At 62.1% G+C, this 23,896-nt stretch carries 21 protein-coding genes and 5 tRNA genes; 15 read left to right on the forward strand and 11 right to left on the reverse strand.

What is annotated here, in order from left to right:
- Positions 1–4: 4 nt before the first annotated feature.
- From ccoG to ccoN, 5 genes are all read right to left on the reverse strand, one after another.
- A complete protein-coding gene (gene ccoG, locus C793_RS0104030; RefSeq protein WP_026106096.1) occupies positions 5–1,441 on the reverse strand; it encodes a cytochrome c oxidase accessory protein CcoG in 1,437 nt (478 codons plus the stop codon).
- A gap of 176 nt (positions 1,442–1,617) precedes the next feature.
- Entirely contained in the window at positions 1,618–2,556 is a 939-nt protein-coding gene (gene ccoP / locus C793_RS0104035; protein ID WP_017429674.1) for a cytochrome-c oxidase, cbb3-type subunit III, read from the reverse strand.
- A complete protein-coding gene (locus C793_RS0104040) occupies positions 2,553–2,774 on the reverse strand; it encodes a CcoQ/FixQ family Cbb3-type cytochrome c oxidase assembly chaperone (protein ID WP_017429675.1) in 222 nt (73 codons plus the stop codon). Before C793_RS0104040 ends, ccoP begins: the two co-directional genes overlap by 4 nt.
- Before the next feature lie 3 nt (positions 2,775–2,777).
- Complete coding sequence (ccoO, locus tag C793_RS0104045; protein WP_017429676.1) at positions 2,778–3,386, reverse strand: cytochrome-c oxidase, cbb3-type subunit II; 609 nt, start codon at positions 3,384–3,386, stop codon at positions 2,778–2,780.
- Between the two features lie 19 nt (positions 3,387–3,405).
- The gene (gene ccoN, locus C793_RS0104050) at positions 3,406–4,833 is read right to left on the reverse strand and encodes a cytochrome-c oxidase, cbb3-type subunit I (RefSeq protein WP_017429677.1); all 1,428 of its coding nucleotides are present in this window, start codon (positions 4,831–4,833) and stop codon (positions 3,406–3,408) included.
- Between the two features lie 172 nt (positions 4,834–5,005).
- Between ccoN and C793_RS0104055 the strand changes: the two genes are divergently transcribed.
- From C793_RS0104055 to C793_RS0104080, 6 genes are all read left to right on the forward strand, one after another.
- A complete protein-coding gene (locus tag C793_RS0104055) occupies positions 5,006–5,788 on the forward strand; it encodes an alpha/beta family hydrolase (protein ID WP_017429678.1) in 783 nt (260 codons plus the stop codon).
- Between the two features lie 78 nt (positions 5,789–5,866).
- Positions 5,867–5,942: transfer RNA gene (locus C793_RS0104060), tRNA-Val, on the forward strand.
- Between the two features lie 143 nt (positions 5,943–6,085).
- Positions 6,086–6,162, forward strand: a tRNA-Asp gene (locus C793_RS0104065).
- Positions 6,163–6,202: 40 nt separating this feature from the next.
- Positions 6,203–6,279, forward strand: a tRNA-Asp gene (locus tag C793_RS0104070).
- 22 nt (positions 6,280–6,301) lie between these two features.
- Positions 6,302–6,377, forward strand: a tRNA-Val gene (locus C793_RS0104075).
- Between the two features lie 114 nt (positions 6,378–6,491).
- Positions 6,492–6,568: transfer RNA gene (locus tag C793_RS0104080), tRNA-Asp, on the forward strand.
- A 378-nt stretch (positions 6,569–6,946) separates the two neighbouring features.
- Here the strand turns inward: C793_RS0104080 and C793_RS0104085 are convergent.
- The 6 genes from C793_RS0104085 to uraD all read right to left on the reverse strand — a co-directional run bounded on the left by C793_RS0104085 (position 6,947) and on the right by uraD (position 14,337).
- The gene (locus tag C793_RS0104085; RefSeq protein WP_017429679.1) at positions 6,947–7,348 is read right to left on the reverse strand and encodes a heme-binding protein; all 402 of its coding nucleotides are present in this window, start codon (positions 7,346–7,348) and stop codon (positions 6,947–6,949) included.
- A gap of 180 nt (positions 7,349–7,528) precedes the next feature.
- A complete protein-coding gene (gene glcF / locus C793_RS0104090) occupies positions 7,529–8,761 on the reverse strand; it encodes a glycolate oxidase subunit GlcF (RefSeq protein ID WP_017429680.1) in 1,233 nt (410 codons plus the stop codon).
- Between the two features lie 14 nt (positions 8,762–8,775).
- Positions 8,776–9,876, reverse strand: a complete 1,101-nt coding sequence (gene glcE, locus C793_RS0104095) for a glycolate oxidase subunit GlcE (RefSeq protein WP_017429681.1) — start codon at positions 9,874–9,876, stop codon at positions 8,776–8,778.
- Between the two features lie 17 nt (positions 9,877–9,893).
- Positions 9,894–11,393: a glycolate oxidase subunit GlcD gene (gene glcD / locus C793_RS0104100; RefSeq protein WP_017429682.1), complete on the reverse strand. Its 1,500-nt coding sequence runs from the start codon at positions 11,391–11,393 to the stop codon at positions 9,894–9,896.
- A 61-nt stretch (positions 11,394–11,454) separates the two neighbouring features.
- A complete protein-coding gene (locus C793_RS0104105) occupies positions 11,455–13,158 on the reverse strand; it encodes an L-lactate permease (RefSeq protein WP_017429683.1) in 1,704 nt (567 codons plus the stop codon).
- A gap of 633 nt (positions 13,159–13,791) precedes the next feature.
- Positions 13,792–14,337 (reverse strand): 2-oxo-4-hydroxy-4-carboxy-5-ureidoimidazoline decarboxylase, encoded by a 546-nt coding sequence (gene uraD / locus C793_RS0104110; RefSeq protein WP_017429684.1) that lies wholly within the window; start codon positions 14,335–14,337, stop codon positions 13,792–13,794.
- Positions 14,338–14,478: 141 nt separating this feature from the next.
- On the opposite strand from uraD, the gene uraH reads away from it, so the two are divergent.
- The 9 genes from uraH (at position 14,479) to C793_RS0104155 (ending at position 23,863) form a co-directional block, all read left to right on the forward strand.
- Positions 14,479–14,832, forward strand: a complete 354-nt coding sequence (gene uraH, locus C793_RS0104115; RefSeq protein WP_017429685.1) for a hydroxyisourate hydrolase — start codon at positions 14,479–14,481, stop codon at positions 14,830–14,832.
- A 15-nt stretch (positions 14,833–14,847) separates the two neighbouring features.
- On the forward strand, positions 14,848–16,050 hold the full coding sequence (locus C793_RS0104120; protein ID WP_017429686.1) for a urate hydroxylase PuuD: 1,203 nt from the start codon (positions 14,848–14,850) through the stop codon (positions 16,048–16,050).
- A gap of 148 nt (positions 16,051–16,198) precedes the next feature.
- On the forward strand, positions 16,199–17,152 hold the full coding sequence (gene puuE / locus C793_RS0104125; RefSeq protein WP_017429687.1) for an allantoinase PuuE: 954 nt from the start codon (positions 16,199–16,201) through the stop codon (positions 17,150–17,152).
- 31 nt (positions 17,153–17,183) lie between these two features.
- Positions 17,184–18,014, forward strand: coding sequence for a bifunctional allantoicase/(S)-ureidoglycine aminohydrolase (locus C793_RS0104130; RefSeq protein WP_017429688.1), 831 nt, complete (start codon positions 17,184–17,186; stop codon positions 18,012–18,014).
- Between the two features lie 23 nt (positions 18,015–18,037).
- Positions 18,038–18,529 carry an ureidoglycolate lyase gene (locus C793_RS0104135; RefSeq protein WP_017429689.1) on the forward strand — a complete coding sequence of 164 codons (492 nt, stop codon included), beginning with the start codon at positions 18,038–18,040 and terminating at the stop codon, positions 18,527–18,529.
- 206 nt (positions 18,530–18,735) lie between these two features.
- The gene (locus C793_RS0104140; protein ID WP_017429690.1) at positions 18,736–19,245 is read left to right on the forward strand and encodes a DUF192 domain-containing protein; all 510 of its coding nucleotides are present in this window, start codon (positions 18,736–18,738) and stop codon (positions 19,243–19,245) included.
- A 274-nt stretch (positions 19,246–19,519) separates the two neighbouring features.
- Positions 19,520–20,500 carry a TAXI family TRAP transporter solute-binding subunit gene (locus C793_RS0104145; RefSeq protein WP_026106097.1) on the forward strand — a complete coding sequence of 327 codons (981 nt, stop codon included), beginning with the start codon at positions 19,520–19,522 and terminating at the stop codon, positions 20,498–20,500.
- Between the two features lie 358 nt (positions 20,501–20,858).
- Positions 20,859–23,405: a TRAP transporter permease gene (locus C793_RS0104150; RefSeq protein WP_040475315.1), complete on the forward strand. Its 2,547-nt coding sequence runs from the start codon at positions 20,859–20,861 to the stop codon at positions 23,403–23,405.
- Positions 23,406–23,434: 29 nt separating this feature from the next.
- The gene (locus C793_RS0104155; RefSeq protein ID WP_017429693.1) at positions 23,435–23,863 is read left to right on the forward strand and encodes a universal stress protein; all 429 of its coding nucleotides are present in this window, start codon (positions 23,435–23,437) and stop codon (positions 23,861–23,863) included.
- Positions 23,864–23,896: the final 33 nt, after the last annotated feature.

Genomic DNA, 23,896 nt, shown 5'->3' on the forward strand with positions numbered 1-23,896 from the left:
TGTATTACCTCAGGTTGCCGATAAAGCGCGTATCGCGCTCAAGGTGAATGCTGCCGTCTTTTTTGGCTTCGAGCGTCAGCAGGATGTCATGGCTGGGTTTGTCAGCCACTTCGGGATCCGCCGTGACCGTTACCACGGACTGACGCGACTCGCCGGCGGCCACGCTGATGCTTTGCTGGTCGATCGACAGGCCGGGCAGCCCGGAGACGCTGAGTCGATAGGTGTGATCGCGCTTGTCCAGGTTGCGCACCGTCAGGCTGTAGACGTTGCTGATCTGGCCGTCGCTGGTCATCTGATACAGCTGCGTGCGCTCACGCTCGGCGTCGAAGTCCAGCGGCATGCGGTCTCCCACGGCCCAGGCAAAAGCGCCGATCATGATCGCCAGGGCGATAAAGTAGCCGATCAGGCGCGGGCGCATGATGTGGGTCTTGCGGCCTTCCAGCGAGTTTTCCGTGGTATAGCGGATGAGCCCACGCGGATAGCCCATTTTGTCCATGACGCTGTCGCAGGCGTCAATGCAGGCCGCACAGGTAATGCACTCGTACTGCAGGCCATCGCGAATATCGATGCCGGTGGGGCACACCTGGACACAGAGGTCGCAGTCAATGCAGTCGCCGTAGCCGGCTTCCTTGACCTCGTCGTGGGAGAGCTTCTTCTTGCGCTTGCCGCGCGGCTCGCCCCGGTCGGCGTCGTAGGACACGATCAGGGTATCGCGGTCGAACATGACCCCCTGAAAGCGAGCGTAGGGGCACATGTAAATGCAGACCTGCTCGCGCAGCCAGCCGGCGTTGAGGTAGGTGAAAACGAAAAAGAAGCCGACCCAGAAAAACGCCCAGCCGCTGGCCTGCAGAGTCGCCAGATCGGGGACCAGCTGGCGCACGGGGGCAAAGTAACCGACAAAGGTCATCCCGGTCGCCAGCGCAATCAGCAGCCAGGCGATGTGCTTGGCCGTCTTGCGCTTGAGCTTGTTGGCGTTGAGCGACTGCTTGTCGAGCTTCATCCGGCGGTTGCGCGGCCCTTCAATGCGGTGCTCGATCCAGATGAACAAAAACGTCCAGACGCTCTGGGGACAGGTATAGCCGCACCAGACGCGCCCGGCAAAGACCGTGATAAAAAACAGGCCGAAGGCGCAGATAATCAACAGCCACGACAGCAGCACAAACTCCTGGGGGTAGAACGTGGCCGCGAAGATATGAAATTCCCGGTGGGGCAGGTCAAACCATACCGCCGGTCGGCCACCGATATTGATCCATGGAAGCAGGAAGAAGGTAAGCATCAGGGCCCAGTTGGCGCCGCGCCGGAGTTTCTGGAAAAAACCCTTTATTTCGCGCACGTAAATGTGGCGACGTTTGGAATACATGGCGCTGTCGGAAGAGCCTTCGGGCGGTGTGTGGTGTCCTACCGGATCCGGTGTGACGTCTTTGCTCGGAATTTTGTCCATGGCGATATCGCAGCTCGGAAAGACAGAGGGAAAGGCGGCACCCTGAAGGTGCACCGAAGTGGAATACGTTGTCGAGTTGTCGCCCAGTGTAACGGATTATGCGTAAAAAAAGGTGCGGCTCCCGGCCGCACCTTGATCCTGCGCTTGCTGTTTACCGCAGCCGGCGCCCGAGGGCGTCAGCCTTCCTGGTTGTCATAGCGCAGGCTGTAAACGTAGGCGGCAACCAGGTGAACCTTGTCCTCGCCGATATAGGTTGCCTGGGCCGGCATGTGACCGTTACGGCCGTTGTGCAGCGTTTGGCGAATGGAGTCGGCCACAGACTGTTCGGGCTTTTTGTAGAGCCAGATGTTATCCGTCAGGTTGGCCGAGCCCAGCGAGGTATTGCCGGTCGCATCGGGGCCGTGGCAGGCAGCGCAGACCGACATGAAGGTGCTTTCGCCCTTGTCGGCACGGGCGCTGTCGTGATCCTCGCCGGACAGCGAGAGCACGTACTGCGTCAGGTTCTCGATGTTGTCCTCGCCCAGCTGCTGCCAGGACGGCATCAGGCCGTTACGCCCGTTGGTGAGCGTGGTCACGATATTTTGCGGCTCACCGCCGTACAGCCAGTCGTTGTCGGTCAGGTTGGGGAAGCCGTAGCCGCCCCTGGCGTTGGAGCCGTGGCAGACCGCGCAGTTGTTGAGGAAGATGCGCTCGGCCACCTGCATGGCTTCCTGATCCTTCGCCAGCTCGGGAATGGGAATTTCCTGATACTGCTCGAAGATCGGCGCAAAACGCTCTTCTGCCTGTGCGACTTCCTGCTCCCACTGCTTTTCCTGGGACCAGCCGAGAAGCCCCTGGAAGTTGCCCAGCCCCGGATAAAGCACCAGGTAGCCCAGAGCAAAGACGACCGTGCCCACAAACAGCTGGAACCACCACTTGGGCAGGGCGTTATCGTATTCCTCGATACCGTCGGCGGCATGGCCGGTGGTTTCCACGTTGCCGTCGGCATCGGGGGTCTTGTCGGTGTGCCGGTTGGAAAACAGCAGCCAGGCGCTGATCCCGATGGTGCCCAGCGAAATGACAATGATCCAGGCACTCCAGAAGCCGGAGAGGGAGTCACCCCATAGATTGCTCATGTATTTTTATCTCCCTTGTCTTGTCGGGACTGTGCTGCGTCCTGAGACGCGGCAGGTTTGTCACGGTTGGGCAGCTCATCATCATCGTTGGCAAAGGGCAGGTTTGCCGCTTCGTCAAACCCCTGCTTGCGTCGCCTGGAATAGGCCCATCCGATGATGCCCAGAAAAGCGATCAGCAGAATCAGCGTGATGATGCCCTGAAAATCTCCCGAACTCATAACTTATCGCGTGTCCTTGAGCACGGTGCCCAGCTGCTGCAGATAGGCGATCAGCGCGGTGATTTCCTGCGTGCCTTTCACCTCGTCAGTAGCGTTGTCGATTTGCTCGTCGGTATACGGAACGCCCAGCGTCTGGAGCGTGCGCATCTTGGCCGGGGTGTCCTCGCCGTCGAGCGTGTTTTCAAACAGCCAGGGGTAGGCCGGCATGATCGACTCGGGCACCACGTCGCGCGGGTTGTACAGGTGGGCGCGATGCCAGTCGTCGCTGTAGCGTCCGCCTACGCGTGCCAGGTCGGGGCCGGTACGTTTTGAACCCCACAGGAAGTTGAACTCGTAAACCTGCTCACCCGCTACGCTATAGTGGCCATAGCGTTCCGTTTCGGCGCGAAACGGACGGATCATCTGCGAGTGACAGCCCACACAGCCTTCCCGGCGGTAGATGTTGCGACCCTCCAGCTCCAGGGCGGAGAGGGGCTCCAGCCCCTCGATCGGCTCGTTGGTCTGTTCCTGGAAGAGGAGGGGCACAACCTCGGCCAGCCCGCCAAAACTGATCACGACCAGAATCAAAACGGCAAGCAGGCCAACGTTTTTTTCAACAATCTCGTGTTTCATTGGTCTTTAATTCCCCGGTTTAGGCGGCTTGCGGTGCCGGCTGCTCGCTGACGGCTTCACGGCGCTTGACCGTCATGTAGACGTTGTAGGCCATGATCAGCATGCCGGTAACCCAGAAAAGGCCGCCAATCAGGCGCACGAAGTAGCCGGGTGCGCTGGCTTCAACGGCTTCGACGAAGGTGTACATCAGCGTGCCGTCAGGGTTGATGGCGCGCCACATCAGGCCCTGCATGATGCCGTTGACCCACATTGAGGCGATGTACAGCACGGTGCCGATGGTGGCCAGCCAGAAGTGCACGGCGATCAGGTTGACCGAGTGCATCTGCACCCGCCCGAACAGGCGCGGAATCAGGTGGTACATGGAACCGATGGTAATCATCGCGACCCAGCCGAGAGCGCCCGCGTGAACGTGGCCGATGGTCCAGTCGGTGTAGTGCGACAGCGCGTTGACCGTCTTGACCGCCATCATCGGGCCTTCAAAGGTGGACATGCCGTAGAACGACAGTGCCACGACCAGAAAACGCAGAATCGGGTCGGTGCGCAGTTTGTGCCAGGCCCCGGACAGGGTCATCATGCCGTTGATCATGCCGCCCCAGGAGGGTGCCAGCAGGATGATGGAGAGCACCATGCCCAGCGACTGTGTCCAGTTGGGCAGCGCGGTGTAGTGCAGGTGGTGCGGGCCGGCCCACATGTACACCATGATCAGCGCCCAGAAGTGGACGATGGACAGGCGATAGGAATACACCGGGCGTTCGGCCTGCTTGGGTACGAAGTAGTACATCATCCCCAGGAAACCGGCCGTCAGGAAGAAGCCCACGGCGTTATGGCCGTACCACCACTGCACCATGGCATCGACAGCGCCGGCGTAGATGGAGGTGGAGTACATCGGCGTGACCGGTATGGCGGCGTTGTTGACGATGTGCAGCACGGCGATGGTGAGAATGAACGCGGCGTAGAACCAGTTGGCCACGTAAATATGCGACGTTTTACGCTGCTTGATGGTCATCAGGAAAACCGCTGCGTAGGTCACCCAGACCACGGCGATCAGGATGTTGATCGGCCATTCCAGCTCGGCATATTCCTTGGTGGTGGTGTAGCCCAGCGGCAGTGATACCACGGCAGCGACAATAACCGCTTGCCAGCCCCAGAACGTAAAGGCGGCAAGCTTGTCGGAGAAGAGCCGTGTCTGACAGGTACGCTGGACGACGTAATACGACGTGCCCATGAGCGCCGACCCGCCAAAGGCGAAGATCACAGCGTTGGTATGCAGCGGACGCAGGCGCCCGAAGCTTGTCCACGGCAGGCCCAGGTTCAGTTGCGGCCAGACCAGCTCGGAGGCAATGATGACGCCCAGCGTCATGCCGATAATGCCCCACACAACGGTCATGATCGCGAACTGCCGAACCACCTTGTAGTTGTAGGTCGGATGTTCAAGTGTTGTGTTCATTTCATGTTCCCATCGAACGCGGTTAGGGGGTACCTCGTACAAGGTAAATATAGTGCACGAGTGCGGCCACCCGCTTGATGATGCAGGTCAAGATCCAATACGGATTCTAGCGCAGCCAGGTCGGAAGCTGAACACGTCGAAAGGGTACGTCGACAAAATCAAGGAGCAGAATATGGCCGAATGCGACTCTCCGGCGTGCTCAGCGCTGGCGGAAGCGCAGCTGGCAGCAGCGCTTGAAAACAGCCGTGATGCGGCATTTCATGTGGCTGATCACGGCTTTCTGCACGTATGCGGGGCGCCCCGCTACGGGCGTTTACTCTTTGCTCACGGGGCGGGTGCCGGCATGGAGTCGCGCTTCATGCGGCAATTTGTCGCCTCGCTGGCAAGCCAGGGCATTCAGGTGCTGGGGGTCGAGTTTGCCTACATGCAGCAGGTGCGCGAGTCCGGCCGACGGCGGCCACCGCCGGCCATCAACGTGCTGGTGGAGGAGTTTGCACGTTGGCAGACGCTAATTCAATCCGCTGTGCCGGGCCCGCTATGGCTTGGCGGCAAGTCCATGGGTGGCCGGGCGGCGAGTATGTTGGCGGCCCGGGTGCCGGTCGACGGCCTGGTGATTGCCGGATACCCGTTTCACCCGCCGCGTTCGCCGGACAGATTGCGCCTGGCGCACTGGCCCCGGGTTACCTGCCCGGCGCTGATTCTGCAGGGAGAGCGCGATGCCTTCGGTTCACGAAGTGAAGTGGCAGGCTATACGCTGCCGTCGAATGTCAGCCTGGCGTGGCTGACCGACGGCGACCATGACCTTGTCCCGCGGCGGCGCTCAGGCAAAAGCCAGCAGAATTTAATTGACGAGGCGGCTCGCCTTGGGGCAGTATTCATCCGCGCTGACGGCAGGAGCCGGCAGGCCAGCAGCCCCCGGGGCAGGAAGTGCAAAAAGCGAGGTTCGGCAGTATAAGCGAATCCGCCCACCAATCCGGCTCGGCGTGTTGACAAGCCTGCGGCAAACTGTAGAATGCAGCGCCACGTGATCGGCGGGTGGTTAGCTCAGTTGGGAGAGCACCAGCCTTACAAGCTGGGGGTCACTGGTTCGAACCCAGTACCACCCACCATACAAGCGTTATTCAACATTCAACGCTGTGTGGCCAAGCTATCGCGTTGAACGGATAGCGTCCGTTCGCCAGGCAGAAAGCATGCTCATATGCCGACAGGCGCAGCGACGCATGTGAAAAGGATATGCCGCATTGCATTGTGTGGACCGGTAGTTCAGTTGGTTAGAATGCCGGCCTGTCACGCCGGAGGTCGCGAGTTCGAGTCTCGTCCGGTCCGCCAGCGCCAATGCCGCATTAAGCCTTTACCCCGTTACTTGAGTGGACCGGTAGTTCAGTTGGTTAGAATGCCGGCCTGTCACGCCGGAGGTCGCGAGTTCGAGTCTCGTCCGGTCCGCCACGGTAACACCCCGCTTTATCGTGGGTGGTTAGCTCAGTTGGGAGAGCACCAGCCTTACAAGCTGGGGGTCACTGGTTCGAACCCAGTACCACCCACCACGTCAGGTTTGAAGACTTCGCTGTTGACTCGGCTGGAGGGAATACCCCCAGGCATGAGCCACGGTATTTGCACGCTGACGCGCTGCATACTGTCTTCATCCACGGCTTTACAGCGGACCGGTAGTTCAGTTGGTTAGAATGCCGGCCTGTCACGCCGGAGGTCGCGAGTTCGAGTCTCGTCCGGTCCGCCACAACAAGCCACCCCTCAGTATCAAGCGACTTTCCGAATCAAGCCTTTCTGCGGATCCAGCAGCTTTCCGGCTCAAGTCCTTTCCCGAATTCCGCTTTCCTTGTTTTGATTTTCAAACCCGGCTTTTCAAGCTCTGTCTTCCAAGCTCGTCTTTCCACATCGTGTTTTCCACCCTCGTCTTTCCAGCCACTGTTTTTCAGACTCTGTTTTCCAGATCCTGTTTTCCAAACCTGGCTTTCCAAAGCAAAACCGGATCAATGCCCGATGAATTTTGGCCCCGGTGTCACTGCCGTTCAGGGTTGATGGCACGCGCGCGCTTTATTCGGCCATCCGGCCCTGATTGGGACGCCGGATGGCCGCGAGCTGCCGATGGTTTCCGCTAGGGCAGTGCGTTGATACCGGCTTCGGCAATTCGGGTGTCCTGATCGGGTTTGACCCCGGAAACCCCTACGCCGCCTACCACGCTGTCGTCGATCACAATGGGCACGCCGCCGGCCAGCAGGCCCTTGAGCGGCGCCGACAGAAACGCTGTGCGGCCGTTGTTGATCATGTCTTCAAACACCTGGGTTTTCTTGTGGCCAACGGCGGCATTGCGCGCCTTGTGGGTCGCGGCTTCGGCGGTGAACGGCGCGGTGCCGTCGAGCCGACGTAGCGCCAGCAGGTGGCCGCCGTCATCGGTGATGGCGATGGTAACGTCCCAGCTCTGCCGGTTGGCCTCAAGCTGGGCAGCGTCCAGCACCTGGTCAACGTCGGCCTGCGTCAGGATGACTTTGGTTTGCATGGTTGGGTCCTTTTTGAGGTGCATTTTTTTGTTGAAACGTTGTAGGGATGCACGGACGAGCACGACGTCGGGCGGAGGGTTGCCGCGAATGCGGGGACGCTGCAAGCGGCAGGTGCCCACCCATAAAAAGGCTGCACGGGAGCCGTGCAGCCTTGAGTGCTCGACAATCTATTGGACCCTTTATACCAAGGTATCATCCACCACTTCAATCCAGTGGCGCACCGGCGTGCGGTTGGCGCCGGCCAGGTGGGTCTGACAGCCGATGTTGGCGGTGACGATCAGCTCGGGATTGTCCGCTTCCAGGGCGTCGAGCTTTTGATCGCGGAGCTGGTTGGCGAGGCCGGGCTGGGTAATCGCGTAGGTCCCCGCCGAGCCGCAGCACAGGTGGGCATCGCGCACCGGCGCCAGCGAGAATCCCAGCGTGGAGAGGACGTTTTCCACGGCGCCGCCCAGCTGCTGTGCATGCTGCAGCGTACACGGGCATTGAAACGCCAGATGCCGGTCGTCCTTGAGTGTGAGCTGGTCAAGCGGCGCGTCGCGCAGTACCTCGACAAGATCCCGGGCCATGTGGCTGATGGTTTGTGCGCGGTCGGCGTAGGCCGGGTCGTGCTTGAGCATGTCGCCATAGTCCTTGACGAAGGCGCCGCATCCGCTGGCGGTCTGCACAATCGCTTCGGCGCCCTGCTCCACGTAGGGCCACCAGGCATCGATATTGGCGCGCATGCGCTCGCGGGCCTGTTCCTGGGCATTGAGGTGAAAGTCAATGGCACCGCAGCAGCCCGCTTCCGTAACCGGAGTGACGCTGATGCCCAGGCGATCCAGCACGCGCGCCGTAGCGGCGTTGGTATTGGGTGAAAGCGCCGGCTGCACGCAGCCTTCGAGCATCAGCACCCGCCGCGAATGCCGGTCGGCAGCGGGCCTTTGGCCGGCATCCACCGGGGCCGGCGGCATTTTATCGCGCAGCGTACCGGGGACCAGCGGTGTAAATGTCTGTCCCAGCCGCAGCAGTGCCTGAAAGCGGGCGGGGTTGACCAGCATCCGGCGCAGCCCGTAGCGCATCAGGCGTTCCGCTGCCGGGCGCGGGGCGCGCCGCTCGATTTCAGCGCGGCCGATATTGAGCAGCTTGTGGTATTCCACTCCCGACGGGCAGGTTGTTTCGCAGTTCAGACAGGTCAGGCAGCGGTCCAGATGCAGGCGCGTTTCTTCGGTCGTGACGTTGTCGTCATCGGGGCTTTCGAGCAGCTCCTTCATCAAGTAGATGCGCCCGCGGGGGCCGTCGCGCTCGTCGCCCAGCAGCTGGTAGGTCGGGCAGGTAGCGTTGCAAAAGCCGCAGTGAACGCAGGCGCGCAGCACTTCGTCGGCTTCCTGAATGTGGGGTTTCTGGCGATCGGCATCGCTAAAGTGCGTTTGCATGGCGGCCCTCCGGATTAAAACGCGGCGTACAGGCGGCCGGGATTGAAAATGCCCCGGGCGTCGAGCTGCTCTTTCAGCCGGCGATGATGCTTTTCCACGACCGGGTGCAAGGGCGTAAAGGGCGAGTCGCTGCCGCCCTGCGCGGCGGGCGTGTAGCAGGTGGCATGCCCGCCGACAGCGCTGCAGGCGCGGCGCACCGCCTCGTCTTCCAGCGAGGTTTTGACGAATCGCTGGCAGCCGGCCCAGTCGTACAGCGTATCGCTGTGGCTATCGTCGAGCGTCAGCGGGGCGGTGTTCGGCGGCAGCGATAGCCGCCACAGCGATTGGCCGGGAGACAGAGTAAAGAAATCGTGACGCAGGTCGCGCAACGCCTGCCAGAACCCCGGCTCCAGCGTCTCGCCGCCGAGCTCCTGGCGGGTCGCGTCAACCGAGCTGCGGCCGCCTTCCAGGCGGAGCAGCAGCTCGCCGTCGTACCAGGCAGCGGCGGTAATCGGCAGCGGCCGGCGGCCCAGGCGGGCCAGGCGTGACAGAGCCTCGTCCAGCGGCATTGCCAGGCGCAGGTCGCAATGGGCGGCCGGCCGGGGCAGTACCTTGAACGAGACGTCGGCCAGAACCCCCAGGGTGCCCTGGGCGCCGGTCATCAGCCGGGACATGTCGTAGCCCGCCACGTTTTTCATCACCTCGCCGCCAAAGCGCAGCAGTTTGCCCTGCTGGGTAATCACTCGGGAGCCCAGCACCAGGTCGCGGGTAGCGCCGGCCCAGGGGCGGCGAGGGCCGGCCATGCCGCTGGCAACCGCACCGCCCAGGGTGCTCTGCGGGCCAAAACGCGGCGGCTCGAAGCTGAGCATCTGGTGATGTTCGGCCAGCGCGGCCTCCAGGTCTTCGAGCGGGGTGCCCGCACGCGCGGTCACGATCAGCTCGACCGGGTCGTAGTGAATAATGCCGCGGTGTTCGGCGACGTCCAGCGGGTCGGCCTCCACCGGGCGGCCATAAAAGGCGCGGGTATCACCGCCGACGATGCGCAGCGGCGCATGGCGCTCATGGGCCTCGCCGACCTGCTCGCACAGGCGGGCGCTGATATCGCGGTCGGGCAGTGAAGTCGGGCGATCTGTCATGGTGTGTCCTGCAATGATCAGAAACGGGGCAGCTCGGGATGGGGCAGCTGATTATGGTGAACGTGCATGGCACCGAACTCGGCGCAGCGCGCCAGGGTGGGGATATTCTTGCCCGGGTTCAGCAGTGTCTTTGGGTCAAAGGCCGCCTTGAGCGCGTGAAACACCGTGATCTCATCGGCGTCGAACTGGCTGCACATCTGGTTGATCTTTTCCCGGCCAACGCCGTGCTCACCGGTAATCGACCCGCCGGCGTTGACGCACAGCTCGAGAATCCGGCCGCCGACGTCCTCGGCAAGTTCAAGCTCGCCCTCGCGGTTGGCGTCAAACAGGATCAGTGGATGCATATTGCCGTCCCCGGCATGGAAGACGTTGGCCACCCGCAGCCCGCTTTCCCGCGAGATCTCGGCGATGCCGTTGAGCACTCGGGGTAACTCCCGGCGGGGAATGGTGCCGTCCATGCAGTAATAATCCGGCGACAGCCGCCCGACGGCGGGAAAGGCATTCTTGCGCCCCGACCAGAAGACCGCGCGCTCGGCATCATCGCGCGCCTGGCGAATCTCCGTGGCGCCGGCCTTTTCCAGCACGCCGCGCACGGTCGCGCAATCGTCATCGACATCGGCGAGCACGCCGTCCAGCTCGCAGAGCAGAATGGCGCTGGCATCCAGCGGGTAGCCGGCATGCACAAAGTCCTCGGCGGCCTGGATGGCGAGCCTGTCCATCATCTCAAGCCCGCCGGGGATAATGCCGGCGGCGATAATATCGCCCACGGCCTCACCGGCCTTTTCCACGTCGTCGAAGCTGGCCATCAGCACCTTGGCCACTTCCGGCAGCGGCAGCAGCCTGACGGTAATTTCGGTGATCACGCCGAGCATGCCTTCCGAGCCGTTGAACAGCGCCAGAAGATCAAATCCCGGTGCGTCGAGCGCCTCCGCGCCCAGCGACATGCGCTCCCCTTCGATGGTAATAACCTCAACGCGGACCACGTTGTGAACCGTCAGGCCGTATTTCAGGCAGTGCACGCCGCCGGCATTTTCGGCCACGTTGCCGCCGATGGAACAGGCAATCTGGGACGAGGGGTCCGGCGCGTAGTACAGCCCGTAGGGTGCTGCCGCCTCGGAGATGGCCAGGTTGCGCACGCCCGGCTGCAGCCGGGCCGTACGCGCGTCGGGGTCAATGTCGATAATCTCCTGAAAGCGCGACATGACCAGCAGCACGCCGCGTTCCAGCGGCAGTGCGCCGCCGGACAGGCCGGTGCCGGCCCCGCGCGTGACCACCGGCACCCCCAGCGCGTGGCAGCGGGCAAGCAGAGTTTCCACGTCCGCCAGGTTGTCGGGCATGGCCACCAGCATGGGCAGCACGCGGTAGGCCGCCAGGCCATCGCACTCGAAGGGGCGCAGGTCCTCCTCGCGGTGCAAAAGCCTGAGCGTGGGAATGCGGTGCTGCAAATCGCTGAGCACATCGGCCTTGGCAAACGGCGCCAGGGCGCCGTCGATGGCTTCGTCGTATTGTATGTTCATGCTGTCTCCTGCCGGCCGGAAACAATCCGGCCGGAGTGAACTATCTGCCGAAAGACGCGCGTCAGCCGGTCAGGGCCGCCATCAGCGGATCGTCCAGGCCGAACAGGTAAATCCCGATCAGGCCCAGCAGCCCGGAGGCCACGATATAGTACAGCGTCGGCAGCAGGGTTTTGCGGATGGTTGTGCCTTCGCGCCCCAGCAGGCCCACGGTGGCCGATGCCGCCACGACGTTGTGGATGGCGATCATGTTGCCGGCGGCGGCGCCAACGGCCTGGAGGGCGACCAGCATCGCGGTGGAAACCTCCAGCTGGCTGGCCACGTTGAACTGAAAATCTGACAGCATCAGGTTGGACACGGTGTTGGAACCGGCGATAAAGGCCCCCAGCGCGCCCACGGCCGGCGCAAAGAACGGATAGATATTGCCGACGCCTTCCGCCACAAACTGCGCCATGGCCACCGGCATGGATACGAAGTCCGAACCGTTGACGCCCGAGTTGATCAGAATACGCACCATGGGGATGGTAAAGATCAGCACAAAGCCGGCACCCAGAATCGTCCGCGATGAATCGCCGAAGGCAGCTTTCAGCTCGCCGGCTTTCATGCGATGGAGCAGGGCGGTCACCAACACCACCAGCAGCAGGATGCCGCCGGGCAGATACAGCGGCTGGATGCTCCCGCCGATGCCTTCACCCAGGATGTTTTCCCAGCCCAGTGCCAGCGATGTCAGCGCATTTTTCAGCGGCTCGATGGTGCGCGAGGCCACCAGAAAGACCGCCAGCAGCACATAGGGCACCCAGCCCATCCAGGTGGCGAGCGGCGTCTTGCCGGTTACGTCGTCCATCTTCAGCTCAAGCTTGCCGACCCAGTTATCCGGCCAGCTGTCGGACGGCGGGAAGTCCCAGGTATCCCGGGGGAGCAGAAAGCCGCGCCGGGCAGCGGGGATCACAATCGCCAGGCCGACCATCGCGCCAATCATCGCCGGAAATTCCGGCCCGAGAACCACGCCGGCGATCATGTAGGGGATCACAAAGGCGGTACCGGCAAACAGCGCGAAGGGGGTGATCGACAGCCCTTCCTTCCAGGAGCGGTTGGCGCCAAAGAAGCGCACCATGATCACGACCATGATCAGCGGCATCAGAATGCCGACAATGCCGTGAATAATGGATACCTCGCTGACGATCAGGCGGAAATACTCCAGCCAGGTGGCATCGCCGGCCTGTAGCTGCTCGGTGATGCCGGCACGGTCAAGCCCGCCGGACACCCCGACGACAATGGGAGTGCCCACGGCGCCGAAGGATACCGGCGTCGACTGGATCATCATGCCGACGACCACGGCCGCCAGCGCCGGAAATCCGAGCGCTACCAGCAGCGGTGCGGCCACGGCGGCGGGGGTGCCGAAGCCGGACGCGCCTTCAATAAAGCAGCCGAACAGCCAGGCGACGATAATCGCCTGCACGCGGCGGTCGGGGCTGATACCCGAAAAGCCTTTGCGGATCGCGGTAATGCCGCCCGAATGCTTGAGCGTATTGAGCAGCAGAATGGCACCGAAAATGATCCACAGAATCGAGACCGTGAGGATAAGCCCCTGAAGCGTGGAAGCCGCTACGCGCGTAAACGTCATATCCCAGGCCAGCAGGCCGATCAGGGCGGTGACCACAAAGACGATGGGCATGGCGGTTCGGGCCGCCAGGCGAAAGCCGATCAACAGAATGCCGGCAAGCACCAGAGGCACAAAGGCCATCAGCGCAAGAGTCGTGTCGTTCATGTCGGGAACGCTCCCTTTGTTATTGATATGGAGTGTTATGGCGCCGGGCTGCGACAGGGATTGTTATGGCAGCGGTTTATGGCGCTCGCTGCGCTCATTGCTTGCCGTCAGGGTTCAGGGCAGCGAGGCATCACAGCGATGGAGCCTCACTGCGTCTGTCGCACGGCATGCAGCCCGGAAAGCCAGGATACGAAGACGAAAGGTGTATGACTACTGCTGGGTCATTGGTCATACCAAAATCGGAGGCTAATGCAGCCGGTTGCAACACCCGGGGTGGGTATCAAGCCGCTGATTTGCAGATATTTTTATCCACCAGGCGGAAAATGCCGCGCTGCGCTATCTTAGACTAATAGTTAATGCCGGCGACGTTGCCCGGCGCGGCTATTCAGATAACGGAGAACGAGGGGGGAGAAGAAAACGAGGAGAACGAAGTGAATGAAAAGGAAACGAGAACAAAGTGTCGGGGTAGTCGAGGATAAGCGGCTGGTCTGGTCGGGTAAGGATGCCGTGGCGGCAGGGACGTCCGCGCGTTGCGGCGCATTACTGCTACGACAATGTGTTGCCAACAAACCCACATTTTGTATACAAAAATGCGTGACAGGGCGCGGCGACATGGCGCCGCCGCGCCGGTTATCAGGCGCCTTCTTCGGCGCGTGTGCGCAGGCGGAAGCGGGCAATGTTGATGATCTGCTCAATGGCCGTGCGGCGCTCTGTGGCCTGGTCGTTTTCCAGGCGCTGCTCAAACGCGGCCAGAATCGCGTGGCGGTCCAGCCCCTTGACGGCGATTACAAAGGGGATGCCGAATTTTTCCCGGTAGGCGTTGTTGAGCGTCTCAAAGCGGGCAAATTCCTCCGGCGTGCACTGATCAAGCCCGGCGCCGGCCTGCTCGCGCGTGGAGTCGCCGGTGAGTTCGCCGGACGTCGCAGCCTTGCCGGCGAGGTCCGGGTGGGCGCGGATGACTTCGATCTGTTGTTCGCTGGAGGCGTTTTGCAGCATTTCGCCCATGAGATCGGCGAGCGCCTCGGGAACATCCTGTGCCTCGGTGATGCCGGTTTCAAAGGCGTCTTCGGCGACCCAGGGCGAGTGCTCGTAGACGTCGCCGTAGTGGGCCACGAACTCATCCCGTGACAGGGTGCTGGGGCGAGGATCGAGCGTCGTGAGACTTGCATTGGACGTCATGATGGCTCCATTATTGTCGTGAATTAACGTCAATACTGTATACAATAAAGTTGGCGAACGGTACTCTTGAAGTGCCCATGCGGCATTAGCGTGCTGCTTTCCATCTAACAATAACCTGTCGATGACAAACGAGGAGCCACCATGGGTTACTTAACCACCCACGTGCTGGACACGGCTCAGGGCCGCCCCGGCCAGGGTATCAAAATCGAAGTGTTTCGCATCACCGGCGACGAGCGCCAGGCACTGAAGACCGTTACCACCAACGACGACGGCCGCTGCGACGCGCCGATTCTCGACGGTGATGAATTCACCACCGGCTCTTACGAACTGGTGTTTTACGCCGGCGACTACCTGCGCGCCCAGGGCTTTGAAGCGGACGAGCCGCGCTTTCTGGACGTGATTCCGCTGCGCTTCGGCGTTGCCGATGCCAGCCAGCACTACCACGTACCGCTGTTGGTGTCTCCCTACAGCTACTCCACTTATCGCGGTAGCTAAAGCGGAGCCGTCATCATGCAAGCTTATCTTCTTGAAATTGCCAACCTGCTCATGCGTTGGCTGCACGTCATCGCCGCGGTGGCCTGGATCGGCGAATCGATCTACTTCGTCATGCTCGACAACGGCCTGCGCAAGCCCAAGGCGGAAGAAGACCGCGAGAAGGGCGTGTTCGGGGAAATGTGGGCGGTTCACGGCGGCGGGTTCTACCACAACCAGAAATACGCCACCGCGCCGGCAAAACTGCCGGAGGATCTGCACTGGTCGTTCTGGAAGGCCTATACCACCTGGCTGACCGGCTTCGGCATGTTCATCCTGTTCTACATGACCAAGCCCAGCTCGATGACCGGCGGTCAGCAGTCCTGGGAATGGGCAGCCGCGATGAACGGCTGGCAGACCAACGCCGTGGCCGTGCTGTTCCTGCTGGGCGGCTGGGTCGTCTACAACGAGCTGTGCAAGCGTATCAGCCCCAACATGACACGCGACGGTATTCTGAGCGCTGCCGTGGCGGTCATGATGATCGTGGTGTCGTACCTGAGCACGCATATTTTCTCCGGCAAGGCGGCCTTCCTGCTTACCGGCGCGGTAATGGGCACGGCCATGTCGGCCAACGTGTTTTTCTGGATCATTCCCGGCCAGCGTCGCATGGTCAAGGCGATGAAGGCCGGCGAAGCGCCCAACCCGCTGGACGGCAAGCGCGGCAAGCAGCGTTCGGTGCATAACACCTACTTTACTCTGCCGGTGCTGTTGCTGATGGTCAGCAACCACTTCTCCGTGCTCTATGCCCACGAGCTGTCGTGGATTCTGATGGCGCTGCTGATCTTTGCCGGCGCGGTGATCCGCCAGTACTTCGTGCTGATGCACGCCGGCAGCAAGCAGCCGGCGTATCTGGCTGCCGGTGCCGTACTGATCCTGGTAGCGATAGGGGTCGGCTCCATCAGCAGCGACACGCAAACGGGAGAAGGCACGCCCATTGCCGAGATGGACGTCTCCGGCAAGGACGTCATGCTGCAAATGGGCAAGCATTGCGTTCAGTGCCACGCCCAGGACCCGTCGAATCAGGCTTATTCCGCGCCGCCGGCCGGCTACGCCTTCGATAACTGGGAAACGGTGCTGGAGCAAAAGGCCAAGATCAAGCGCCAGGTCGACGGTGGCATCATGCCCCTGGGCAACATGACCGATATGACCCAGGCAGAGCGCGACGTGATTGCCGCCTGGTAATTATCGTCTGGTGACTGTCGCCCGGTGACTGTTGCCTGGTGACTGTCGCCTGATAACCACCGGCACGGCGCCGACCGTTTCCGGCAACCTCCGGCGCGCGGCCGTTCGGCCGCGCGCCTCCCGTCCTACCTGACAACGAGTGTGTGTTATGTCGCAACGTGACCCTTCGCGTGACCCTTCTCGAGACTACCCGCGTGACCTGATCGGCTATGGCAGGAATCCGCCCCAGGCCAACTGGCCGGGCAACGCCAGGATTGCCGTACAGTTTGTGCTTAACTACGAAGAAGGCGCCGAAAACTGCGTGCTTCACGGAGATGAAGGCTCCGAGCAGTTTCTTTCCGAAATGGTCGGCGCAGCGTCGTTTCCCGATCGCCACATGAGCATGGAGTCCATCTACGAGTACGGCTCGCGGGCGGGCGTCTGGCGCTTTCTGCGTGAGTTTGAAAAGCGCGGTCTGCCGCTGACCGTATTCGGCGTAGCGATGGCGCTTGAGCGTAACCCGGATGTAGCGCAGGCGTTCAAGGACCTGGGTCACGAAGTGGCGTGCCACGGCTACCGCTGGATCAACTATCAGGAAGTGCCCGAGGACGTTGAGCGCGAACACCTGAAAAAAGCCATGGAAATTTTCCAGCGGCTTTACGGCGAAAAGCCCGACGGCCTGTATATCGGCCGCGACAGCCCCAACACGCGTCGTCTGGCGCAGGACGAGGGCGGCTTTACCTACGACAGCGACTACTACGGCGACGACCTGCCGTTCTGGGTCCGCGAAGCCGACAGCCAGGGCGAGGAGCATGACCAGCTGGTGGTGCCTTACACCATGGACACCAACGACATGCGCTTTGCTTCCCCCGGCGGCTTCAATACCGGCGAGCATTTCTTCACCTACCTGCGCGATGCGTTTGACGTGCTTTACGCCGAAGGCGAAGAAACGCCGAAGATGCTCACCATCGGCATGCACTGCCGTATGCTGGGTCGCCCGGGGCGTTTCCGCGCGCTGCAGCGCTTCCTTGACTATATCCAGTCCCACGACGACGTCTGGATCGCGCGCCGCGTGGATATCGCGCGCCACTGGGCCAGGGAACATCCCGCCCCCGGCCGCTAATCGCTGTTATTGATACGCACAAGGAATTGACATGAGCCATACGTATTACGCGCCCCACGGCGGCCATCCGCCGCAGTCGCAGATGACGGCCGACCGCGCGGTCTTCAAGGAAGCCTACGCGGTGATCCCCCGGGGCGTCATGCAGGATATCGTCACCAGCAACCTGCCGTTCTGGGAAGGCACGCGTCTGTGGGTGCTGGCGCGCCCGCTGAGCGGCTTTGCCGAGACGTTTTCGCAGTACATCATGGAAGTGCAGCCCGGTGGCGGCAGCGACAAGCCCGAGCCCGACGCCGCTGCCGAGGCCGTGCTGTTTGTGGTGGAAGGCGAAATGACGCTGACGCTGAAAGGCGAGAAGCACTGCATGACGCCGGGCGGCTATGCGTTTATTCCGCCGGGCACCGATTGGCAGCTGCGCAACGAAGCCGACGCGCCGGTGCGCTTCCACTGGATTCGCAAGGCCTACGAGTTTGTCGAAGGCATCGACGTCCCCGAGCCGTTTGTCACCAACGAAAACGACATCGAGCCGACGGCGATGCCGGATACCGACGGCCGCTGGGCGACCACGCGCTTTGTCGAGCCCACCGACGTGCGTCACGATATGCACGTGACCATCGTGACCTTCCAGCCGGGTGGCGTTATCCCGTTTGACGAAACCCACATCATGGAGCACGGCCTTTACGTGCTGGAAGGCAAGGCGCTTTACCACCTCAACCAGGACTGGGTCGAAGTCGAAGCCGGCGACTTCATGTGGCTCCGCGCCTTCTGCCCCCAGGCCTGCTACGCCGGCGGTTCGGGCCCGTTCCGCTACCTGCTGTACAAGGACGTCAACCGCCATCCGAGTCTCAGGCTCAACGCCCGTTAAGACGTCACGTCAAGGAGACCCCCATGCTGGAACTTGTGGCAGAGCCGTTGACGGCCGATGCTTTTGCGCCCTTTGGCGATGTGATTGATGTACGCACCTCCGACTCCTTTGCCATCAACTCGGGGCTGACCCAGCGTCACCACGACCTGGCCCGGGTCGAAACCCTGGGCGACAACGCTCACCCGCTGATCAGCATCTTTGTCAGCCAGCCGATCAGCACCCCGCTGGAACTGGCGTTCCTCGAGCGCCACCCCCAGGGCAGCCAGGCGTTCATGCCGCTCCACGAAGAGCGTTTTATCGTGGTGGTCGCGCCTCCCGGGGACACCATCAACCCCGACGATGTGCGCGCCTTCGTGACCGACGGTCGCCAGGGCGTGAACTACGGCGTCGGCGTCTGGCACGCGATTCAATCGGTGCTGGAGCGCGAAGGTGAGTTTCTCGTTGTGGATCGCGGCGGCGACGGCAACAACTGCGACGAACACCCGCTGGACCTGCGTATTACCCTCGGCGACTGAATCTCCACATCGTCGCTTCCCACGCTTCGGGGCTGCCGGTCGGCAGCCCTGTCGTGTTTTTGCCCTTCGTATTGTTACCCGCCTTGTTGTTGCCCCCGCGTTGTTACACCTTGCTGCTGCAGCCTGCTGTTTTCCCGGGGGCTTTTGTGTAGGCTGAAGCCCTGACGCTGTCTGCCGCCGGGGCAGGCCAACACGAGGAAATCGCCATGATGCTGACTCGCCGCCGGATGCTCGCGGCCGCTCTCACGCTGCCGGCCGCCGCCCTGATGCCTGCCGGCCTCCTCCAGGCGCAGCCGTCGGAAGCAGCTGAACGCCATACGGCGGTGATTCATACCGATCAGGGGCCCCATCGCCTGCGGGTGGAGGTCGCCCATACTCCCGCCGGTCGCGCGCACGGCCTGATGGGGCGCCAGCACCTGGGCGCCGAGCGCGGCATGCTGTTTGTCTACGACCGGCGGCAGCCGGCCACCAGCGCGTTCTGGATGTACCGCACGCTGATCCCCCTGGATATAGCCTTCATCGACCGCGACGGTCGCATCGTCAGCCTGCAAACCATGCCGCCCTGCGAATCGGCGCGCTCCTCGGAATGTCCTGCCTATGCCCCGGGAAGCGGCTATTACGCAGCGCTGGAAGTCAACGCCGGCTATTTTGCCGACCGGGGAATACGCGAAGGCGACTGCATCTCGTCGAGGGTGCTCGATGGCCGATGCCAATGAGAGCCCGGATAAGAGCCCATACGTTGAAAAACGCGTCATCTTGCATTAATGCTTGTAATCAGCCGAGTGGCGCCCTATTTTGCAGCTTGGCAGAGCCTGATATGTTGTGACCCGGGAGACCCGGCAACATCACGGTCACCATTGGCAAGGTGCTGATTAAAAGGCACTGATGGATTAAAAAGCGCTGTTTGAAAGGTCCTTGCCAAAAAGACGATGACCCGTCACTCGGAAAGACAACACGAGTAAAGACAACACGAGAACAAGGGGAAGACTCATGAAGCGTCATGTAATGTCGACGGCTGCTTTTTCCGGCGCGCTGCTGGCGGCGGCTACCTTTGCGTCGCCCGCCGTGGCCGCGGAAGAAAGCTTTGTCACTATCGGCACCGGTGGTCAGACCGGCGTGTACTATGTGGTCGGCCAGTCCGTCTGCCGCCTGGTCAACAAGAGCAACAGTGACGAGAATATCCGCTGTAACGCGCCGTCCACCGGCGGCTCGGTGGCCAACATCAACGGCATCAAGTCCGGCGATCTGGACATGGGCGTGGTGCAGTCCGACGTGCAGTACCAGGCCTATAACGGCACGGGCAACTTCGAGGATGATGCCTACGACGATCTGCGCGCGGTTTTCCGCATCCACGGCGAGCCGCTGACGCTGCTGGCGCGCGCCGACTCGGGTATCGAAAACCTCGATGACCTGGTCGACAAGCGCGTCAACATCGGCAACCCGGGCTCCGGCCAGCGCAACACCATGGAAGTGGTCATGGATGCCAAGGGCTGGGACAAGGAAACCTTCGCGCTGGCGTCTCAGCTGGACGCGGCGGAAATGGCCTCGGCGCTGTCCGACAACAACATCGACGCCATGACCTATGTGGTCGGCCACCCCAACGGGGCTATCCAGGAAGCGACCACCACCGTGGACTCGAAGCTGATTCCGCTCAACGACGAGGACATCCAGGGCATCGTTGACGAATATCCCTACTATTCGATGTCGACCATCCCCGGCGGGCTGTACAAGAACAACCCCGAGGACGTGGAAACCTTCGGCGTTGCCGCGACCTTCGTAACCACCGCCGATACCGATGCGGACGTGGTCTACCAGACGGTCAAGTCGGTCTTCGACAACTTTGATCGCTTCAAGCGCCTGCACCCGGCGTTTGAAAACCTCGACCCGGAAGACATGGTCACCAGCGGCCTGTCGGCTCCGCTGCACGAGGGCGCGGCGCGCTACTATCGTGAGCAGGGCTGGATCGAATAGCCCCGAAGCGCGTCCATGACCGCTTTCAACCGATGCGCGCGGCTCCCACGGGGGCCGCGCGTTGTGTTTCAGGCAAGGTCAACGTCGGCGGTACGCGTTGGACGTAAGCTGCTGGTTTATTAGCCGATTGTGTTGAAAAAACAATGATTGCACCGGCGGCCAAAGACAACGAAAATCGCCTGCCTCGCGCGCCGGAGCACGGTCTGCCGTCTTCCGGTCACGCGTCTTGTTATCCATTCACGTGCAGGGCTTGCTTATGACAGAGCACAGCAAACAAGCGCCGGAATCGCTGACGCCAACCGACGCAGCGACCCGGCCATACGTCGATGCGGACGATGGCGGTGACAACCTTGACGACATGGTGGCATCGACCGATTCCGGGGCGCGCAAGCCGGACGGCGTGCCGGGAAAACTGCTGGTAGGCATTGCCGCCGTCTGGTCGCTGTTCCAGCTGTGGATTGCCTCGCCGCTGCCGTTCATCTTCGGTGTCGGCGTGTTCAACGCCACCGAAGCCCGCTCGGTGCATCTGGCCTTTGCCCTGTTTCTCGCCTACATGGCGTATCCCGCGCTGAAGCGTTCGCCGCGGGACCATATTCCCCTCCAGGACTGGATTCTTGCCGGGCTGGCGGCGTTTTGCGGCGCCTACATGTTTCTGTTTTATGAAAGCCTGGCCCAGCGGCCCAGTGCGCCCCTGATACAGGACGTGGTAGTGGGGGTGGTCGGCATCCTGCTGTTGCTCGAAGCCACCCGCCGGGCGCTGGGGCCGCCGCTGATGATCGTGGCCTCGGTGTTTCTGGTGTATTCGCTCGCCGGCCCCTGGATGCCGGGGCTGCTGGCGCACAAGGCGATTGATATCGACAGCCTGATCAATCACCAGTGGCTCACCACCCAGGGGGTTTTCGGTATTGCCCTGGGCGTTTCCACCAGTTTTGTTTTCCTGTTTGTGCTGTTCGGCGCGCTGCTGGACAAGGCCGGCGCGGGCAACTATTTCATCAAGGTGGCGTTTTCCATGCTCGGGCACTACAAGGGCGGGCCGGCCAAGGCCGCCGTGGTCGCCTCGGGGATGACCGGGCTGATTTCGGGCTCGTCGATTGCCAATACCGTCACCACCGGCACCTTTACCATTCCCATGATGAAGCGGGTGGGCTTTCCTTCGGAAAAAGCCGGCGCCGTTGAAGTGGCATCGTCGGTCAACGGCCAGATCATGCCGCCGGTAATGGGCGCGGCCGCTTTTCTGATGGTGGAATACGTCGGCATTTCCTACGTGGAAGTGATCAAGCACGCTTTCCTGCCGGCGCTGATCTCGTATATTTCGCTGATTTATATCGTCCACCTGGAAGCGCTCAAGGCCAACATGCAGGGGCTGACCAGCAGCAACCCGCCCAAACCCCTGGTGCGCAAGGTGGCCGGCTTCCTCGGCGGTCTGCTGTTGATGATGGTGACCGCGCTGGGCGTGTACTACGGCCTGGGCTGGCTCAAGCCGCTACTCGGCGCGGCGGCTCCCTGGGTGATTGCCGCCGGCCTGGTGGCACTCTATCTGGGGCTGCTGAAAGTTGCCGCCGGCTATCCCGAGCTGGAGCTCGACGACCCCGACAAGCCGATTTACGAACTGCCGAAGACCCGCCCGACGGTGATGGTGGGGCTGCAATATATCCTGCCGGTGGTGGTGTTGATCTGGTGTCTGATGGTCGAGCGGCTGTCGCCGGGGCTGTCGGCGTTCTGGGCCACGGTGTTCATGATCTTCATCATGCTGACCCAGCGCCCGATTATTGCCGCTTTCCGCGGGCGTAGCCAGGTAAGCGCCGACCTGAAAGAGGGCGCGCTGGACCTGTGGAATGGCCTGGTGACCGGCGCGCGGAACATGATCGGCATCGGCATCGCCACCGCCACCGCGGGCATCATCGTCGGCGCGGTATCGCAGACCGGGGTCGGGCTGGTGCTGGCCGACGTGGTCGAAACCATCTCCATGGGCAACCTGCTGCTCATCCTGTTCTTTACCGCCGTGCTCAGCCTGATACTGGGCATGGGACTGCCCACCACGGCCAACTATATTGTGGTCTCGGCGCTGCTGGCGCCGGTCATCATCCAGCTGGGGCAGCAAAACGGCCTGCTGGTGCCGCTGATCGCCGTGCACCTGTTCGTGTTCTACTTCGGCATCATGGCCGACGTCACGCCGCCGGTGGGACTGGCCTCGTTCGCCGCGGCGGCGATTTCCGGGGGCGACCCCATCCGCACCGGCTTCCAGGCGTTCTATTACAGCCTGCGTACCGCCGCGCTGCCGTTTCTGTTCATTTTCAATACCGACCTGCTGCTGATCGACGTCAGCCCGCTGCAGGGCGTGCTGGTCTTTATCGTGGCGACCTTTGCCATGCTGATCTTTGCGGCGGCCACCCAGGGCTACATGATCACTCGCAGCCGCTGGTACGAATCCGCGCTGCTATTGCTGGTGGCGTTTACCCTCTTCCGTCCCGGCTTCTGGATGGACCAGCTCCACGATCCGTACCGCGACATTCCGCCGACGCAGTTTGTCGAAGCGCTGGGCAATGTCGACGCCGATACTCAGCTGCGCCTGCAGATCAGCGGGCTGGACGCCTACGGCGAGCCCATGACCACCTATATGACGCTGCCGGTGCCCGACGGCGACAGCGGCCAGGCGCGGATGGACAATCTCGGCCTCGAACTGGTCACCGAAGATGGCAAGGCGCTGGTGGACATGGTGACCTACGGCAGCCAGGCCGCCGACATGGGCTTTGATTTTGATCAGGAGATCATCCAGGTCCAGGCGCCGGTGGATCGCTGGACGAAGGAATGGATGTGGCTGCCCGCGCTGGGCGTGCTGGGGCTGGTGATTGCCCTGCAACGCCGCCGTCGCCGTCGTGAAACCCTGCCTGCCGCCGGCGCATGACGCCGGTGGCCGGGGAACAAGGAGGAACCATGTACGATAAAATCATGTTGCCGGTGGATCTGGACAAAGCTTCGTCCTGGGAAAAGGCGCTGCCCACCGCGATAACGCTGTGCAGGACCTTCGGCGCCTCGCTGCATGTCGTTACCGTACGGCCGGACGTCAGGATGCCCATGGTCAGCGCCTATCTGCCCAAAAACTTCTCGCGGGATGCCGAGGCCGAAGTGGTAGAGGCGCAGCGTGCCTTTATCGAGGAGCACATACCCGACGACATCACGACACAGAACGTGGTGGTCGACGGCTCGCCGTGGGAGGCGCTGATCAAGGTCAGCGACCAGCTGGATATCGACCTGATCATCATGGCGTCGCACACGCGCCACAAGCTGGTGGACTATGTGCTCGGGCCCAACGCCGAGCACGTCGTCCATCATTCTCCGGTATCGGTGATGATCGTGCGGTAGTTTTCCAGCAGAACGGCCTGGCGGAACGGCGTG

This window comes from Vreelandella jeotgali Hwa (assembly GCF_000334215.1).
Lineage (GTDB): Bacteria > Pseudomonadota > Gammaproteobacteria > Pseudomonadales > Halomonadaceae > Vreelandella > Vreelandella jeotgali.

Bases quoted from the DNA above. Each gene is read 5' to 3' on its own strand.
- C793_RS0104120 (WP_017429686.1), top strand. From the start codon at position 14,848: ATGCAAGCTTATCTTCTTGAAATTGCCAACCTGCTCATGCGTTGGCTG.
- glcF (WP_017429680.1), bottom strand. From the start codon at position 8,761: ATGCAAACGCACTTTAGCGATGCCGATCGCCAGAAACCCCACATTCAG.
- uraD (WP_017429684.1), bottom strand. From the start codon at position 14,337: ATGACGTCCAATGCAAGTCTCACGACGCTCGATCCTCGCCCCAGCACC.
- C793_RS0104085 (WP_017429679.1), bottom strand. From the start codon at position 7,348: ATGCAAACCAAAGTCATCCTGACGCAGGCCGACGTTGACCAGGTGCTG.
- C793_RS0104130 (WP_017429688.1), top strand. From the start codon at position 17,184: ATGAGCCATACGTATTACGCGCCCCACGGCGGCCATCCGCCGCAGTCG.
- C793_RS0104040 (WP_017429675.1), bottom strand. From the start codon at position 2,774: ATGAGTTCGGGAGATTTTCAGGGCATCATCACGCTGATTCTGCTGATC.
- ccoO (WP_017429676.1), bottom strand. From the start codon at position 3,386: ATGAAACACGAGATTGTTGAAAAAAACGTTGGCCTGCTTGCCGTTTTG.
- C793_RS0104155 (WP_017429693.1), top strand. From the start codon at position 23,435: ATGTACGATAAAATCATGTTGCCGGTGGATCTGGACAAAGCTTCGTCC.
- ccoP (WP_017429674.1), bottom strand. From the start codon at position 2,556: ATGAGCAATCTATGGGGTGACTCCCTCTCCGGCTTCTGGAGTGCCTGG.
- glcE (WP_017429681.1), bottom strand. From the start codon at position 9,876: ATGACAGATCGCCCGACTTCACTGCCCGACCGCGATATCAGCGCCCGC.
- C793_RS0104150 (WP_040475315.1), top strand. From the start codon at position 20,859: ATGGTGGCATCGACCGATTCCGGGGCGCGCAAGCCGGACGGCGTGCCG.
- uraH (WP_017429685.1), top strand. From the start codon at position 14,479: ATGGGTTACTTAACCACCCACGTGCTGGACACGGCTCAGGGCCGCCCC.
- ccoN (WP_017429677.1), bottom strand. From the start codon at position 4,833: ATGAACACAACACTTGAACATCCGACCTACAACTACAAGGTGGTTCGG.
- puuE (WP_017429687.1), top strand. From the start codon at position 16,199: ATGTCGCAACGTGACCCTTCGCGTGACCCTTCTCGAGACTACCCGCGT.
- C793_RS0104135 (WP_017429689.1), top strand. From the start codon at position 18,038: ATGCTGGAACTTGTGGCAGAGCCGTTGACGGCCGATGCTTTTGCGCCC.
- ccoG (WP_026106096.1), bottom strand. From the start codon at position 1,441: ATGGACAAAATTCCGAGCAAAGACGTCACACCGGATCCGGTAGGACAC.
- C793_RS0104145 (WP_026106097.1), top strand. From the start codon at position 19,520: ATGAAGCGTCATGTAATGTCGACGGCTGCTTTTTCCGGCGCGCTGCTG.
- C793_RS0104055 (WP_017429678.1), top strand. From the start codon at position 5,006: ATGGCCGAATGCGACTCTCCGGCGTGCTCAGCGCTGGCGGAAGCGCAG.
- C793_RS0104105 (WP_017429683.1), bottom strand. From the start codon at position 13,158: ATGAACGACACGACTCTTGCGCTGATGGCCTTTGTGCCTCTGGTGCTT.
- C793_RS0104140 (WP_017429690.1), top strand. From the start codon at position 18,736: ATGATGCTGACTCGCCGCCGGATGCTCGCGGCCGCTCTCACGCTGCCG.
- glcD (WP_017429682.1), bottom strand. From the start codon at position 11,393: ATGAACATACAATACGACGAAGCCATCGACGGCGCCCTGGCGCCGTTT.